The 15,840-nt window shown below is 52.8% G+C and carries 10 protein-coding genes and 7 tRNA genes; 4 read left to right on the plus strand and 13 right to left on the minus strand.

What is annotated here, in order from left to right; genetic code table 11:
* Positions 1–2: 2 nt before the first annotated feature.
* Together ACFQI7_RS24715 and ACFQI7_RS24720 are read right to left on the minus strand one after the other, a co-directional pair.
* Positions 3–797 (minus strand): ABC transporter permease, encoded by a 795-nt coding sequence (locus ACFQI7_RS24715; RefSeq protein WP_218102994.1) that lies wholly within the window; start codon positions 795–797, stop codon positions 3–5.
* Complete coding sequence (locus tag ACFQI7_RS24720; RefSeq protein ID WP_218102993.1) at positions 790–1,839, minus strand: ABC transporter ATP-binding protein; 1,050 nt, start codon at positions 1,837–1,839, stop codon at positions 790–792. The genes ACFQI7_RS24715 and ACFQI7_RS24720 overlap by 8 nt, the downstream gene beginning before the upstream one ends.
* 200 nt (positions 1,840–2,039) lie before the next feature.
* Here ACFQI7_RS24720 and ACFQI7_RS24725 point away from each other — a divergent pair, with 200 nt between their 5' ends.
* The 4 genes from ACFQI7_RS24725 to ACFQI7_RS24740 all read left to right on the plus strand — a co-directional run bounded on the left by ACFQI7_RS24725 (position 2,040) and on the right by ACFQI7_RS24740 (position 10,599).
* Complete coding sequence (locus ACFQI7_RS24725) at positions 2,040–3,107, plus strand: LCP family protein (RefSeq protein WP_218102992.1); 1,068 nt, start codon at positions 2,040–2,042, stop codon at positions 3,105–3,107.
* A gap of 187 nt (positions 3,108–3,294) precedes the next feature.
* Complete coding sequence (locus ACFQI7_RS24730; RefSeq protein ID WP_218102991.1) at positions 3,295–4,122, plus strand: PhzF family phenazine biosynthesis protein; 828 nt, start codon at positions 3,295–3,297, stop codon at positions 4,120–4,122.
* Positions 4,123–4,157: 35 nt separating this feature from the next.
* Complete coding sequence (locus tag ACFQI7_RS24735) at positions 4,158–5,483, plus strand: glutamate-1-semialdehyde 2,1-aminomutase (protein ID WP_218102990.1); 1,326 nt, start codon at positions 4,158–4,160, stop codon at positions 5,481–5,483.
* A 565-nt stretch (positions 5,484–6,048) separates the two neighbouring features.
* The gene (locus ACFQI7_RS24740; protein WP_230415684.1) at positions 6,049–10,599 is read left to right on the plus strand and encodes a glutamate synthase-related protein; all 4,551 of its coding nucleotides are present in this window, start codon (positions 6,049–6,051) and stop codon (positions 10,597–10,599) included.
* A 567-nt stretch (positions 10,600–11,166) separates the two neighbouring features.
* Here ACFQI7_RS24740 and ACFQI7_RS24745 read toward each other — a convergent pair.
* The 11 genes from ACFQI7_RS24745 to ACFQI7_RS24795 form a co-directional block, all read right to left on the minus strand.
* Positions 11,167–11,829 carry a bifunctional 2-keto-4-hydroxyglutarate aldolase/2-keto-3-deoxy-6-phosphogluconate aldolase gene (locus ACFQI7_RS24745; protein ID WP_218102989.1) on the minus strand — a complete coding sequence of 221 codons (663 nt, stop codon included), beginning with the start codon at positions 11,827–11,829 and terminating at the stop codon, positions 11,167–11,169.
* Between the two features lie 36 nt (positions 11,830–11,865).
* On the minus strand, positions 11,866–12,849 hold the full coding sequence (locus ACFQI7_RS24750) for a sugar kinase (RefSeq protein ID WP_230415682.1): 984 nt from the start codon (positions 12,847–12,849) through the stop codon (positions 11,866–11,868).
* Entirely contained in the window at positions 12,849–13,604 is a 756-nt protein-coding gene (gene kduD / locus ACFQI7_RS24755) for a 2-dehydro-3-deoxy-D-gluconate 5-dehydrogenase KduD (RefSeq protein ID WP_218102988.1), read from the minus strand. Before kduD ends, ACFQI7_RS24750 begins: the two co-directional genes overlap by 1 nt.
* Positions 13,605–13,945: 341 nt before the next feature.
* Positions 13,946–14,938: a biotin synthase BioB gene (bioB, locus tag ACFQI7_RS24760; RefSeq protein ID WP_218102987.1), complete on the minus strand. Its 993-nt coding sequence runs from the start codon at positions 14,936–14,938 to the stop codon at positions 13,946–13,948.
* 268 nt (positions 14,939–15,206) lie between these two features.
* Positions 15,207–15,280 (minus strand) — tRNA-Arg (locus ACFQI7_RS24765).
* A gap of 5 nt (positions 15,281–15,285) precedes the next feature.
* Positions 15,286–15,359: transfer RNA gene (locus ACFQI7_RS24770), tRNA-Gly, on the minus strand.
* A gap of 6 nt (positions 15,360–15,365) precedes the next feature.
* Positions 15,366–15,442 (minus strand) — tRNA-Pro (locus tag ACFQI7_RS24775).
* A 10-nt stretch (positions 15,443–15,452) separates the two neighbouring features.
* A tRNA-Leu gene (locus ACFQI7_RS24780) sits at positions 15,453–15,532 on the minus strand.
* Positions 15,533–15,539: 7 nt separating this feature from the next.
* Positions 15,540–15,614, minus strand: a tRNA-Gly gene (locus tag ACFQI7_RS24785).
* A gap of 18 nt (positions 15,615–15,632) precedes the next feature.
* A tRNA-Lys gene (locus ACFQI7_RS24790) sits at positions 15,633–15,705 on the minus strand.
* 5 nt (positions 15,706–15,710) lie between these two features.
* A tRNA-Gln gene (locus tag ACFQI7_RS24795) sits at positions 15,711–15,785 on the minus strand.
* Positions 15,786–15,840 lie beyond the last annotated feature (55 nt).

Here is a 15,840-nt window from a genome sequence, read left to right on the forward strand (position 1 = left end):
CCTCAACCTCCTTGTACGAACAGCCGCGTACGCGCGCTGCGCCACAGCAGAAACAGCGGAATAATCAACAGCGCAAACCAGAACAGCTGCGTCGCAAACACGCCATACACCGCGCTTCCCGCTACTTTTCCGGTAAAGACGGAGCCCGGCAAATACGTAATCGCCGGAAACGGCAGCAGCTTCATCAGTCCTTCCGCCCAACCCGGAAAGAAGGACATCGGCACGACTAGCCCGGAAAACAAATCGACGGCAACCCGCTTCATGCGCATCATGCCCTCGTTATTTTCGAGGAAGAAGGCGAATAGACCGGTTATAATATTGATTTGAGAATTGATCAAGAAGCTGAAAAACAGCATGATCAAAAAGATGACCCATACTTTCGGGTCCGTCGGCAGCTCTACATGGAACAGCAGCGTCACGATGATCATGCCCGGCGTCGAAAACAGCAGGAACCGGAACAACCCTTCGCCGAGACCTTGCATCATTTTGACGATAATGTAGTTGTACGGCCGAATGAATTGGGTTGCAACGCTGCCGTCCTTGATTTCATTGGCGATCTCGCGATCAAGATTATTGAAGTAAAACGCCCGCGCCATCCAGGAAACGGCCACGTAGGTCGTCATCTGATGGACGGTCATGCCGCCGAGCAGCTCTTTCGAGCCGTAAATCGCCTTCCATAAAAAATAATACGCTCCTATATTCAAGGCATAAATAATAATCCCGCTGTAATAATTGACACGGTAAGCCAGCATCATCAGGAAGCGCATGCGAATGATTTCTACATAAGCGCTAAGCACGCACGGTCACTTCCCGTTCTTCTGTAACTTCTTTCTTCACATCGGCCGATCCGGTCTTATATATTTCACGGACAATATCGTCGGTATTCGTCTCGACAATCTTGATATCTTCGATATTCATCACCCCTACCACGCGGCTCAGCACTTCCGATACGCCCGCTCCCTGCTGGGGAATCCACACTTTGGCCGTGCGGTCCGTGTCCATCGACCATTCCACTTCAAGCCCGCGGGTTAGTTCCCGCAGACGGGAAAGCGAGACCGGTTCCGGAAACCGGAGAATGACTTCCTTGCCTTTGCCCCAACGGGTCTTGAGCTCTTCCAGCCCTCCGTCGTAGATGATGTTCCCGTCATCGAGCATAATGACCCGCGAACAGAGCGCCTCGATGTCCTGCAGATCATGCGTCGTCAGCAAAATCGTCGTCCCGTACCGGGCGTTCATCGATTTCAAAAATTCGCGAATTTCCGTTTTGACGACAATATCGAGTCCGATCGTCGGCTCGTCCAAAAACAAAATTTCCGGGTTATGCAGCAGCGACGCGGCCAGCTCGCAGCGCATCCGTTGACCGAGACTGAGCTTCCGCACCGGCCGGTTTAACAGCTCCCCCAAATGCAGACGCTCCACCAATTCGTCCAAGCGCTCCTTATAATCCTTGTCGGATACGCGGTATACTTTCTTGAGCAGCTGAAACGACTCGACCACGCCAATATCCCACCACAACTGGCTTCGCTGTCCGAAGACGACGCCGATCCCTTGGACGAACTTCTCCCGCTCCTTGTACGGAATATATCCATTGACCCGTATATCTCCAGCTGTCGGAACGAGGATGCCGGTCAGCATTTTGATCGTTGTCGATTTACCTGCGCCATTCTCGCCGATATAGCCGCATATTTCCCCTTTCGGGATTTGAAAGCTAATGTCTTTAACCGCCGTTACCTGGTTATACTCTCGATTAAACAGATCGCGTAAAGCGCCTTTCAGGCCTTCCCGATTTTTTTGCACTTTGAATTGTTTGCGAAGTCGATGTACGTCGATAGCCAGCATAATTTCTCAGGTTCCTCCTGTCGTAAATTGCCGAAGCTTGCAGGCGTGAAGCGAATCATCTTATAATGAAATGAAAAGAAAAAGTTTCCTTTCGTTCGCGCGCATGATTTTGAAACATTGTCAAAACCTATACACGTTATCATACACGAACCGTCCCGATTGGAAAAGCAAGCGATACTACAAGAAAGGATGGGATATTTATGGCTCGAACGTTCAAGTGGTTTTTTATTATGCTCGGACTGATCTTGGTAGCGGGCATCGGTTATTTTACATATTCCTTCCTCCATTTTGCAAATAACATTCAAAGCCGACCGGAAACGACAAAATTCGGAGGGATCACCGCCAAGCAAATCGGCATGACCGAAGTGTACACTCCGCCCAAATGGGAAGGGAAACAGCGGGTGAACGTGCTGCTGCTCGGCGGAGATTCGCGGGGTCTCAAGAAAAACGAAATTCCGCGTTCCGATTCCATCATGGTCGCTTCCATCGACCCAGTTACAAAAAAAGCGTATCTGTTCTCCATTCTGCGCGATACGTATGTGAAAATTCCCGGCTCCGGGGAAGACCGGATCAATTCCGCTCTCGCCATCGGCGGGCCGAATTTGGCGGCACGTACCGTAGGCGACTTGCTTGGCATACCGATTCAATATTACGTGTATACCGATTTTAAAGGCTTTATCGCGCTGGTGGATGCCATTGGCGGAATCGATTTGGACGTCGAGAAGGATATGAAATACAAAGACTCCGAAGACGGCCACGAGTACGATATCAATTTGAAAAAGGGCATGCAGCACCTGGACGGCAAAACCGCGCTGCAATATGTGCGCTTCCGCCACGATGCGCTTAGCGATTTCGCGAGAACGGAACGGCAGCGAAAATTCCTGCAGGCGGTGGCGCAAAAAATGCAGACGACCGGATCGCTTATCCGCTTGCCGAAAGTGCTGAACAGCATCGATCCGTACATCGAGACGAATTTAACGACGACGGACATGCTGAAGCTGGGTTCGCTCGGCTTTGACGCGAAAACGGAAGGCATGGTCAGCCAGCAAATCCCGCCTTCGGAGCTGCTTGTCGAGAAACGGGTTGGCGGCGCTGAAGTATTAACTGTAAACCGCGATAAATTGCAAGCCTACGTGAAGGCGCTGTTCGAAGGACGCGATCCGAACGCTCCGGCCGAGAAGCCGCAGCAAAACAAGACAACGACGAGCGCCGGCGTGAACCGCGCGACCGAGAGCAATACGGGAAGCACCGCTTCGTATAAAAAATAACGGCTCTTTTCGTGAGAAACGCCTTACAAAGTCGCGCGACGTTGTAAAGGAATGAAGCCGGAACATACCGAACAATAAACGGAGAGCCGCCGCTCTCCGTTTATTGTTTGTTTTCCAAGCCGGACGCAATTCCTTATAATAAACGGTAGGGGGCACTATCATTCGAACGGCAAGGAGGTTTACGGCCATGGAAATTCATGTGATCGATGCGTTTACCGACCGCCCGTTTCGTGGAAATCCGGCGGCGGTATTGGTAATGGACCGCTATCCTTCGGACGCGGCGCTCCAGCAAATCGCGATGGAGATGAACTTGTCCGAGACAGCGTTCCTCTGCAAAGAAAATGACGGCCTGTACCGGCTCCGTTGGTTTACCCCCGAAGTAGAGGTCGATTTATGCGGGCATGCGACGTTGGCGAGCGCGCATCATTTATGGGAATCGGGGGCCGAGGCGTTATCGCAACCGCTGTCCTTTATGACCTTGAGCGGTCTTCTCACCGCCGTCCCGCTTGATAACGGATGGATTCAGCTCGATTTCCCTTCCGAGCCCGTTAGCGCGATTCCCGTTACGGAGCAGCTGTTGTCCGCGCTCGGGTTGAGTGAGCCGCCCCGATTCGCAGGAAATAACCGGCTCGATGTATTAATCGAACTCGATTCGGCCCAAGCGGTACACGATTTAAACCCGGATTTTGCAGCAATCGCTTCATGGGAAGGCGTTCGAGGCGTGCTGGTAACGGCCCGATCGGAGGACTTGACGTTGCCGGACGGTGTGCAGGTCGATTTCGTTTCCCGCTGCTTTTTCCCCGCGATCGGAATAAACGAGGACCCCGTTACCAGCTCCGCGCACTGCGCCCTTACCCCTTACTGGCAAACAAAGCTCGGTAAGCACACATTGTGCGCGATGCAGTTGTCGGCACGCACCGGCATTTTGCAACTGCAAGTCGCTGGCGACCGGATCAAGCTCGCCGGACAGGCCGTCACCGTTCTGAAAGGAACGCTGCAGCTTTCCTTACCATAATCCAATCAATCTTTGAAGCCATGGAGGAGATACATATGACTTTGCAAAAACAGCGATCCGAATCGTTGTATAAGGAAGCGCTCGAACATATCGTGGGCGGCGTCAACAGCCCGTCCCGCTCGTTCAAAGCCGTCGGCGGCGGGGCGCCGGTATTTATGAAGCGCGGCCAAGGCGCCTATTTCTGGGACGAGGACGGCAACCGCTACATCGACTATCTCGCCGCCTACGGCCCGATCATTCTCGGCCATGCGCATCCGCATGTGACGGCTGCGATTTGCCGCGCCGCCGAGAACGGCACGCTGTACGGCACGCCGACCGAGCTAGAGATCGAGTTCGCCCGCATGCTGAAGGAAGCCATTCCCTCGCTCGACAAGGTACGCTTCGTCAACTCGGGCACGGAGGCTGTCATGTCGACGATCCGCGTCGCCCGCGCCTATACGGGCCGCAACAAAATCATCAAGTTCGCCGGCTGCTACCACGGCCACTCCGATCTGGTGCTCGTCGCCGCGGGCTCCGGCCCGTCCACCCTCGGCATCCCGGATAGCGCCGGGATCCCGGTCAGCATCGCGCACGAGGTGATCACCGTGCCGTACAACGATCTGGGCGCGCTCGATGAGGCGCTCGCGCGCTGGGGCAGTGACGTGGCCGCGGTCATGGTCGAGCCCGTCGTCGGCAACTTCGGCATGGTCATGCCGAAGCCGGGCTTCCTCGAAGGGCTGTGCGCCGTCGCGCGCCGAAACGGTTCCCTCGTCATCTACGACGAGGTGATCACCGCGTTCCGTTTCCATTACGGAACGGTACAGAACTTCGATGGCCTGCCTTCGGGCACCGACTTCGCGGCCATCGAGCCAGACCTGACGGCCCTGGGCAAAATTATCGGCGGCGGACTGCCGATCGGGGCGTATGGGGGCCGCAAGGACATTATGGCGCAGGTCGCGCCCTTGGGCCCGGCTTATCAAGCCGGCACGATGGCAGGCAACCCTGCATCGATCTCCGCAGGCATCGCCTGCCTGCAGGTGCTGCAGGAGCCGGGGACGTACGCCCGGCTCGACAAGCTGGGCGCAGTGCTCGAAGCCGGCCTGGCGGACGCGGCGCGGAAGCACGGCGTCGCGCTGACGATCAACCGCATCCGTGGGGCGTTGTCCACCCACTTCTGCGATCATCCGGTAACCAACTACGATGAAGCGCAGAACACGGACAGCGAGCAGTTCGCGCTGTTTTTCCGGCTGATGCTGGAGGAAGGCATTTGCCTCGCTCCGTCGAAATACGAAGCTTGGTTTACGACCATCGCCCACACGGAAGATGATATTGCCGTCACAGTCGAAGCCGCCGATCGCGCATTCGCAGCGATGGCTCACTAAAACGTTATTTTATTGGAAAAGCGCCCGATTTTGTCCTTTGCGACAACGGGTGCTTTTCAAACTAATAAATTCCATTTATCACTCAAATCACGAACTATTATCGGACAACGATAAAAGTTCGTTCGTCTTTAACAAACCGCGCTGTTATGCATAAAAATTGGTTTTATTCACCAGTTATGCACAATAGACAGCGCTTACATCGTTAGAATCCCTGTAAAGTTCTATTGTATCGTCGAAAATTTCATGTTATTCTATTAATACTTTTTCAAGTAATAAAATCGGCTCTATTATAAGGTTTACAAGCCATGTAAGCTTTGAAAGGTAAGTGCTTGTCAGGGCGAATCGGGTACATTTATTCCTTTATTATTGTCTCTTCCAGGCAGCTTCATTCGAGTAAAAGAACCGTTGAAGAATTCGAATATGCAGTATAAATGTATATTTATTCATACTAAACTGCCATTTTGACCTTCATCCGCTTTCTTTCTGCGACATGAACAAACCTTAACACAGGGATGAATCCGCATAATTTATTAGGGAGGTGACGGTCAGCCTGCTGACCAACAGTATGAACCAAGTAATGCGCAATGAAGGCCGCTTTCAAAACCTTTTGGCCACCGAACACGACAGCTGCGGCATCATTTGTATCGTAGAGAAAGACGGGTTCCCTTCCCGCGATAACATCCAAAAAACGATTGAAGCTCTTGTCAAAATGGAGCACCGTTCGGGATTTATTAACGGGGAAGGCGACGGATGCGGTATTTTGACCGATATTCCAAGAGCCCTCTGGGAGAAAAAATTGACAGACGCCGGGCTTGACGGCAAGCTGGCATACGACGAGCGTTTTTCCGTCGCCCACATTTTCGTTCCGCGCAAGCTGAACATTTCAGCCGCCGAGATGCAAAAAGGCATTCGTGAACTGTTCGCTGGCTTCCAGGTCAGCATTTTGCTGGAGCAGGAAAACCAAGTCGACAGCTCCGTACTCGGTCCGAACGGGCGCGCTGACGAGCCGACATTCTGGCAAATCGCCGGTCTTTGCGACAAGCAGGAAGTAAAGGTCGCCGATCACCTGTTCGAGCTTCATATCGCCATCGAAGCCAAATACAATGTGCACGTCGCCACACTCAGCAATGTGACGGCCGCTTACAAAGTGATGGGCGCCGCCAGCATTTTGCCTAAATATTTTAACGATACTCGCGATCCTTTGTTTGCTGCGCAAGTAACCGTCGGTCACAACCGTTACTCTACCAACACCCAATCCAGCTTTTTCCGCGTACAACCATTCTCCCTGCTCGGCCACAACGGCGAGATCAACACTGTTAAGAAAATGCGCCTTGAAGCCGATATGGTCGGCGTTCCGCTCGTAGACGGCGGCAGCGATTCGCAGGATATGAACCGGACGATCGAGACGTTCATCCACCGTGCCGGTCTCAGCTTGTTTGAAGCGATGGAAGTCGTATTCCCTCCAATTATTAATGAGATGAAGTTGTACCGCCAAGAGCTTCAGGATTTATACGTATATTATCGTCAAATGTGGGGTCATTACGCCCAAGGTCCGGCCGGTATCGTATCGCGTTACGGCAACGAATGTATTTTCAGCGTCGATGCGCTCGGTCTTCGTCCGGTATGGATGGTCGAAAGCGAAACGTCGCTTTACTTCTCCTCCGAGCAAGGCGTCATTACCGTCGGCGAAATGGTTGCCGATCCGAAACCGATCGCTCCGGGCGAAAAAGTCGGCGTCCTGCTGACTCCTGGAGAGCATATTCAAGTGATCCCTTATCATCAAGTGCAAAATAAAGTGCTCGAGCGCGCATCCGCCCGCATCGGTTTTGAAGGCCTGCGCAAGCATCTCAACAACGCGGTTCCTGCGGTAGAAGCCGCTCCATCCGCTGACGTGACGCCGACCGATTCGCTTTACAGCGCGTTCGGATGGGATCGCGACGGCATTCAAATGATCGAAACGACCGCCGAAACCGGCGCCGAGCCGATCCGCTCTCTCGGTCATGACAGCCCGCATGCGGCGCTGAACTGGGAACGGATCAACATTCCGGATTTCATTAAAGAAAGTGTCGCCGTCGTCACCAACCCGGCCATCGACCGCGACCGCGAGATGGAGCATTTCTCCACCCGCGTCGTTGTAGGTCCTCGTCCAACCGTTTACGGACAGCCGGATGAACGTCTGCGCCTTGAACTGCTGTACCCGGTTGTGCTGGAAGGCAGCAACGGTGCCGATTCCTTAAAAGAGCTGAAACAGCCAAGCCTGGAGCAGCTTACAGCCATGTTCGGCGCACAGAGCGGCGATGCCGTCGCCACGCTGTCGACTACGTTCGCACGCGGCACTTCCTTGAAGGATGCGCTTGATCAACTCGCTGCCGATGCGATTCAGGCCGTTCGCGGCGGTGCAATGCTGCTCGTCCTGGACGACAGCGAATCGCATCAGAACGACCGTCTGTGGATGGATCCGCATTTGGCCGTTTCCAAAGTGGACATTGCCTTGAGAGCCGAGAAGCTTGGCTTCGGCGACAACCTTCGCCGTCAGACGACGCTCGTGCTTCGCAGCGCGGCCATCCGCAATCTGCATGATATCGCCGTAGCCTGTGGGTTGGGTGCGGATGTGCTTTCGCCTTACGTCATGTTCGCTACCGCTTCCAACAAAGACGGAGCGCCAGCTGCACGTAAAGTATTTACGGCGCTGATGAAAGGTTTGGAAAAAGTCATTTCCACCATCGGAACGCACGAGCTTCGCGGTTACACCCGTTTTTATTCTTCCATCGGCCTAAAGCCGGAAATCGCGGAAGTGCTCGATATTGTCAACTACTTGGGCAGCGATGCCGCAGGTACCGGCTTCGCCGAGCTGCAAAGCGATGCGGAAGCCCGTTACAACGATTTCTCGAACCCGAAAGCCAAAGCGGCGCGCAATTTCCGTTTCTTCCAACGGATGTGGAAAGCGCTCGGCGATGCGGCTTCCGGCGCGGCTCCTTATGAGGACTACCGCGACAAGCTTCGTGAAGAAGAGAAGAAAAATCCGATCTCCATCCGTCACGTCGCTGCGTTTGACTTTGAGAAAGCATTGAATGAAGGACGCAAACCGCTTGATCCTTCTCAAGTCAATATCGGTATCGGCGGTCATGACTTGCCGATGCTCATCTCCTCCATGTCGTTCGGATCGCAGAACGAAACCGCGTTCCGCGCCTATGCGGAAGCCGGCGAGCGTCTGAACATGGTGACGATGAACGGCGAGGGCGGCGAGATCAAAGATATGCTCGGCCGTTACAAGCGGACACGCGGCGCGCAAGTCGCCTCCGGACGCTTCGGTGTCAACGTAGAGCTTGCTACCGCTGTAGCTTTCCTTGAAATTAAAATCGGTCAAGGCGCGAAACCGGGCGAAGGCGGTCATCTGCCAGGCTCCAAGGTTACGGCCAAGATCGCTGCCGCGCGGAACGCAACAATCGGCTCCGACCTGATTTCGCCGTCCAACAACCATGATATTTACTCGATCGAGGACTTGGCGCAAATCATTTCCGAGCTGAAAGAAGCAAGCGGGCGCAAGGCGAAAATTATCGTTAAAGTGCCGGTCGTTCCGGGCATCGGAACGATTGCCGTAGGTGTTGCCAAAGCGGGTGCGGACGTCATTACGTTGTCCGGCTTCGACGGCGGTACCGGTGCGGCGCGGATTCACTCGATCACGCATGTCGGCCTGCCTACCGAAATCGGTACGAAGCTCGCGCATCTTGCCCTGATCGAAGCCGGTCTTCGCGACAAAGTCGAGCTTTGGTCCGACGGTGGTATGAAATCCGGCGCAGACGTCATCAAGATGGTGATGCTTGGTGCAAACCGTGTCGGCTTCGGCTCCATCGCGATGCAATCGATCGGTTGTACGACTTGCCGCGGATGTCACCTGGATACTTGTCACGTCGGTATCGCAACGCAGATCGATTCCATGGAAGAAGCGGAAGAGAAAGGCCTTCGCCGTTTCGTACCGCGTCAATTCGATCTTGCAGTCGATTCCCTCGTTCGTCTGTTCGGCGGCATCGGTCAAGAAATTCGCGAGCTTGTTGCACAGCTTGGTTATGCAAATCTGCAGGAGCTGGTTGGCCGTTCCGACCTGCTGCAGCAAGTAAGCCATCAGGAAAAAATCGACTTGTCCGACCTGCTTCGCCCGGCACCGTTTGCCGCTTCTAGCGAGCAGGACGCTCTGGCGGAAGTTGCGGCTGCGGTATCCTCCGATATCCGTATCGCTGCAGGAGCCGAAGGTCTGGACTTCTTCCCGGATTCCGTATCCTTCAACGGTCCGGTGATACGCAACTGGAGCAAAGTGGATGCCGAGTCCCGTATTCTGGGCAGCCGCTATTCCAGCCATCGCGTGAGAGACCGCTTCGACGGCAGCTACGATCAACTGCCTCCGGTGAACATCACGATGACCGAAGGCTCCGTGCCGGGTAACGGACTTGCGGCGTTCAACGCTCGCGGCGTCGAAATTACGGTTCACGGCGGTGCGGAAGACGGCGTCGGCAAAATGTCTCTCGGCGGCAAAGTCGCCATTCTGAAGGCACCTAGCAAGCATAAGCAATTCATTAACGGCTCCGTCGGTAAATCGTTCGGATACGGAGCGCAAAAAGGTCTGTTCCTGATCCAGGGCAACGCGGATACTCGCGCATGCATTCGTTTCTCCGGTGCAGACGTCGTATTCGGCGGCGAAATCACTTCCCCGCTGCGCGATGAACTCGGGGGTATCGCGGCTCGCGCCAACATGAAGGGCTTCGCGTTCGAATATATGACTAACGGTCGTGCGGTTGTTCTCGGCGACCCGGGTCCATGGATCTGCGCAGGGATGACGGGCGGCGTGATCTATCAACGTCTCGTTCCGGAAATGGGCCTCGATCAAGCCGCTATCGAACGCCGTGTCGCAAAAGGCGCGAAAGTGAAAATCGAGCCGATCGGCGCGCAAAGCACGAAAGATTTGAATGAACTGCTTGGGGCTTACCACGAAGAACTCGTGAATTCCGGTCAACCGGAAGCCGCAGCAAAAATTCAAGCGCTGCTCAGCGATCTGCAATCGAACTTTGTACGTATTGCCCCTGTAGGTCTGCAAGCTGACCAATCGGTGGCTACAGAGTAAGCGAGAACACCTCCCCTAAATCCCCTCCAAGGAGGGGACCCCAGGGGTTTCGCCCCCTGGACCACGATCCGGCTGACGAGTTCCTTTTGGAGCTTTATCGTGTTACGTAGGTGGAAGGAGCGCGTTTATCGGCCTCGGTCTGGCTTTTGCAAGCAGATACGAGGCCGATACGCTTTATGGAGGGTGCGGGTTTGCGGAGAGAGGAACGTTGTCGGGTTAGACTCGCTTTCGTCCTTTGGGGCATTGTCATTCTTCAATACCCGTGGACAGACACGCTTTACAGCGGAAAACATAAAGGGATTGCCTGGCTTTCAGCAGGCGTTTCAATCGGCGTTTCCCGATTGAGATAAGTAAAAGGCAACGAACCTCGCACAAACGGGCGAGATTCGTTGCCTTTTTTGCTTAACCTATTAGTGGTTCCACTTGCTTGCTTGCTCGCTACGGCTCCACTGCGGATCAAACTACATACATATCTATCATCAAACTTGTGTTTACGTATGTAGTCCTCGAATAACTGCATTCACAGCGTAATGCTTCTTGCTGATGCTTTCTTACTACCAGCGAAGCCTACTTCTTCGCTTCGCGGTAAGCCTCGATGTACTGCGCGGCTTTTTTTGCGACGAGGCTGTAATCGCCGTTTTTGACGGCTTCGGTCGTCAAATCGGAACCGATCCCCACAGCGACGGCCCCGGCTTTGATCCACTCGCCGAGATTACTGAGCGATACGCCGCCGGTAGGCATAATATTCGCCTGAGGCAGAGGGCCTTTAATGTTCTTGATCATTGCCGGAGAGTACAGGTTGCCTGGGAACAGCTTCACGATATCTACGCCCAGCTCCAGCGCCTTCTGGATCTCCTGAATCGTCATGACGCCCGGCATCACGGGAATGCGATATCGGTTACAGAGAGTTACTGTCTCCGGATTCAAGCACGGACCGACGACAAACTCGGAGCCGCTGAGAATCGCGGCACGGGCCGTTTCCGGATCTAGTACGGTACCTACACCGATAATGGCGTATTTGGACGCATCCTGCGTTGTGCTCGAATATTTTTTGGCAAGCTTTTCGATAGCTTGAAGTGCGAACGGTACGGTCATCGTTACTTCGATGACTTTAATGCCGCCTTCGATTGCTTGCTCTGCCATTTCCACGACTTCGTCCGGCGTTTCGCCGCGGAGTACCGCCACGACGCCTTCGTTTACAATTTGCTGTACCAGCTTGAGTTTTTTCATAAGTTTACCCGTTCCTTCTTCATGGAGTCTAACTTATTAACGTTCCACATGCTTCACATTGTTCAAGAATGCTTCGACTTGTTCCCACGTAGGAATGCCTTCCCAGTCGCCTTCCGTCTGCACGACCATGCAGCCGATCAGGTTGCCGAGACGCACCGATTCGTAATAGCTGTAGCCTTTGAGCAGCCCGACGAAAAAGCCTGCGCAAAATCCATCGCCAGCCCCAACCGTATCCACCACTTGCTCCGCCTTAAAATACGGCACTGAACTGACTTTGCCATTCTCTACGATATAGGTTTCGTCGTCGCCGCCCTTGACGATAGAAACGGCTCTCAGCTCGCTCAAACGAGCCACGATTTCGTCAAAACTCTCCGTCTGATAGAGAAGCTTCAACTCGTCCAGACCCGGCAAGAAATAATCGGCTTCCTGTGCAAGCTCCAAAAGTACGCCACGTGCTTCTTCGATCGTCCACAGCTTCAGGCGCAAGTTCGGGTCAAAACATACTTTTACACCGTTTTTCCGCGCTAGCCGGATTGCTTCCTTCGCCGTCTCCCGGCAGCTATCGCTCAACGCCGGTGTAATCCCTGTAACGTGCAAATATTGGGCCTGTTTAATATATTCCTCATCCAAATGCTCCGGGCGCAGCGTGCTGGCCGCAGAGCCTTTACGATAATAGTATACCGACGTTTTTCCGGATACGACTTCCCGCAGCATAAGCCCGGTAGGCGCTTCCGTAGTCAGTTCAGCGCGGGAAACGTCGACGCCTTCGCCGCGTATTTTTTTCAATATCATCCGTCCGAAAGGATCTTTTCCCAGACGGCTGAACCAGCCTACCCGATGACCGAGGCGCGCGACGCCGATCGCAACGTTGCTTTCCGCACCGCCAAACAGCCCTTGAAATTGAGGAGAGTATTCGATCCCTTTGGAGCCTGTAGGCATCATCAGCGCCATCGTTTCACCGAACGTAATGATCTCCGGCTGAAACATTTGCGATTGTCCGTTTTGCTGTTCTATGTTCATTATCTCGTCATCCACCCGCCGTCGACGCACAGCACGTGACCGCTCATGTAATCGGAAGCTTGCGACGCAAGGAATACGACAGGTCCCTGCAGGTCTTCAGGCGTTCCCCAGCGGGCTGCCGGAATGCGAACCAATATTTGATCGCTGCGCTCTTTATCGGCTCTCAGCGCCGTTGTATTGTCCGTCTCCATGTAGCCGGGAGCGATAGCATTGACTTGAATGCCTTTGCTTGCCCATTCGTTGGCCAACGCCTTCGTTACCCCTGCAATGGCATGTTTGGATGCCGTGTAACCCGGAACGTTGATGCCCCCTTGAAAACTCAGCATGGAAGCGATATTAATAATTTTACCCGACCCTTGTTTAATCATTTCGCGGCCTACGAGTTGGGACAGAAAAAACGCTGCATTCAAGTTCAAGTTCAGCACATCGTGCCAATCTTGAGCGGAATGATCGGCTGCCGGCGTACGGCGAATAATGCCTGAGTTATTGACCAAAATATCGATTTTGCCCAACTTGGACAATGTTTCATTCACAACGCTCTCAAGCGCGCTTTCATCCATCAAATTGGCGACAATGGTATGCACTTTACGACCCATTGCTTCGATTTGCTTTTGCACTTCCCGCGTACGGTCATTGCTCGTGACGATTGCAACATCGGCTCCGGCTCTTGCAAGGCCCAGCGAGATCGCCCCGCCCAAACCAACAGCACCGCCCGTGACCAATGCCACTTTTCCGGTCAAATCAAACAAATTCATCTTAATAGCACCCCATTTAAACGTTTTAAGCTGATCCGAACTCGCGCCAACTACGGATTGCTTGTCCTTTCTATTATAAGTCAAAATCAGTGAGTGCGCCATACCATAAGTGATTGATCCGGTTCATTCGTACCTATGATTCAACGACTTTATAGTCATGTCCCTTGCTGTATTTCGTATGTACTCTCGCATATTGACTGCAAAATTATGACTTCTTTCTTCCTGGTTACTCTCCTGCCGTAAATGTTGTCTTACTATGCTAAATCAAATGAGTGCTAACAAAACAATCCCACAGTATCCAAAAACCTCGCTCTTTTAAGCCATTGCTTGCTTTGCGAAAGCTACAACGCGCAGCTCTCAATTTCAAAGCCTAAATCTTCAATCATTTGGTGATCGGACGTAGCATCCTGCCCCTCTGTTGTCAAATAGTCGCCGATAAATATTGAGTTGGCCGCATACAAAGCCAATGCCTGAAGGGATCGCAATTGAATTTCCCTGCCCCCGGCTACGCGGATTTCTTTTGCCGGGTTAACAAAACGCATCAGCGCTAATACTTTTAAACATTTACGCGGATTTAGCATCTGATATTGCTCCAGCGGCGTGCCCGGTATAGCGTTCAAGAAATTGATAGGTATCGAATCCGCATCCAAATCTCTTAATGCATATGCTATCTCAACAATCTCTTTGTTCGTCTCCCCCATTCCTACAATACAGCCCGAGCAAGGAGACATGCCTGCATATTTCGCCTTTTCCACCGTTTTCACGCGATCATCATAAGTATGTGTAGATGTGATGTTAGCGAAATTCGTCTTACTTGTATTCAGGTTATGGTTATACCGGTCTACACCGGCTTCCTTCAGCATCAACGCCTGTTGCTCATTCAAAATCCCCAAACATGCGCAAATTTTCATCGGCATCGTCGACTTGATTTCTTTCACTGCCTCGATGACCTGATCCAGCTCCTTGCTGCTAGGTCCGCGTCCGCTGGCTACGATACAATAAGTCCCGACATTCATAGAGAGCGCTTTGCGAGCGCCGTCTACCAACGTTTCTTTGTCCAGAAGAGGATACTTTTGAATAGTCGCTTTGGATACGATAGATTGCGAGCAATAACCGCAGTCCTCCGGACATAATCCGCTTTTGGCATTAATAATTAAGTTCAGCTTCACCTTTTTCCCGTAAAAATGTTTTCTTACCTGAAACGCCGCATTCATGATCTCCAATATTTCATCATCGTCCGCTTCAAGAACCGCTAACGATTCCTCCATGCTCAATGCTTCGCCGCTAATCGACTTTTCGGCTAAGGTACGCCAATTGATTCGTAATGTATTCATCTCCGATAGCTCCTTTTTGCAAAAATAGATTTTGATGGCTCTCAACATGCAAATATAATTGTAAACCAATACATGTTGTTTATGGTTAACAATTAGTTCAAGCGTATTGTACTATACCGAGCCTTTGTTCGGCAAGCGTAGTCGCGTCGTTACGAACGTGCAGCAAGACCGCATTGGTCTTTCCCGCTCCTCATGTTTGCAAGACGTAAGTCAACCTAAAAACAAAAAAACAGCTTCTTGTATAATACAAGAAGCTGTTTGCTGACTACGTCCCAGGAGGGATTCGAACCCCCGACCGACGGCTTAGAAGGCCGTTGCTCTATCCAGCTGAGCTACTGGAACTAATTTGGAGCGGGTGATGGGAATCGAACCCACGCTACCAGCTTGGAAGGCTGGAGTTCTACCATTGAACTACACCCGCTCATGATGGTCGGGACGACACGATTTGAACATGCGACCCCCTGGTCCCAAACCAGGTGCTCTACCAAGCTGAGCTACGTCCCGATAATATGAATGCCGGTAGAGGGACTCGAACCCCCACGGTTTCCCTCACGATTTTGAGTCGCGCGCGTCTGCCAATTCCGCCATACCGGCAAATTTTTGGAGCGGAAGACGGGATTCGAACCCGCGACCCTCGCCTTGGCAAGGCGATGCTCTACCCCTGAGCCACTTCCGCATATTTGTGAAATTCATGTGAGCCATGTAGGACTCGAACCTACGACACCCTGATTAAAAGTCAGGTGCTCTACCAACTGAGCTAATGGCTCGCAAATGGCTGGGGATCTAGGATTCGAACCTAGGCATGACGGAGTCAAAGTCCGTTGCCTTACCGCTTGGCTAATCCCCAATGCTAGTAAAAATTATGGGGCGGTCGAAGGGAATTGAACCCTCGAATGTCGGAT

Source organism: Paenibacillus allorhizosphaerae (genome assembly GCF_042659105.1).
Taxonomy (GTDB): domain Bacteria; phylum Bacillota; class Bacilli; order Paenibacillales; family NBRC-103111; genus Paenibacillus_G; species Paenibacillus_G allorhizosphaerae.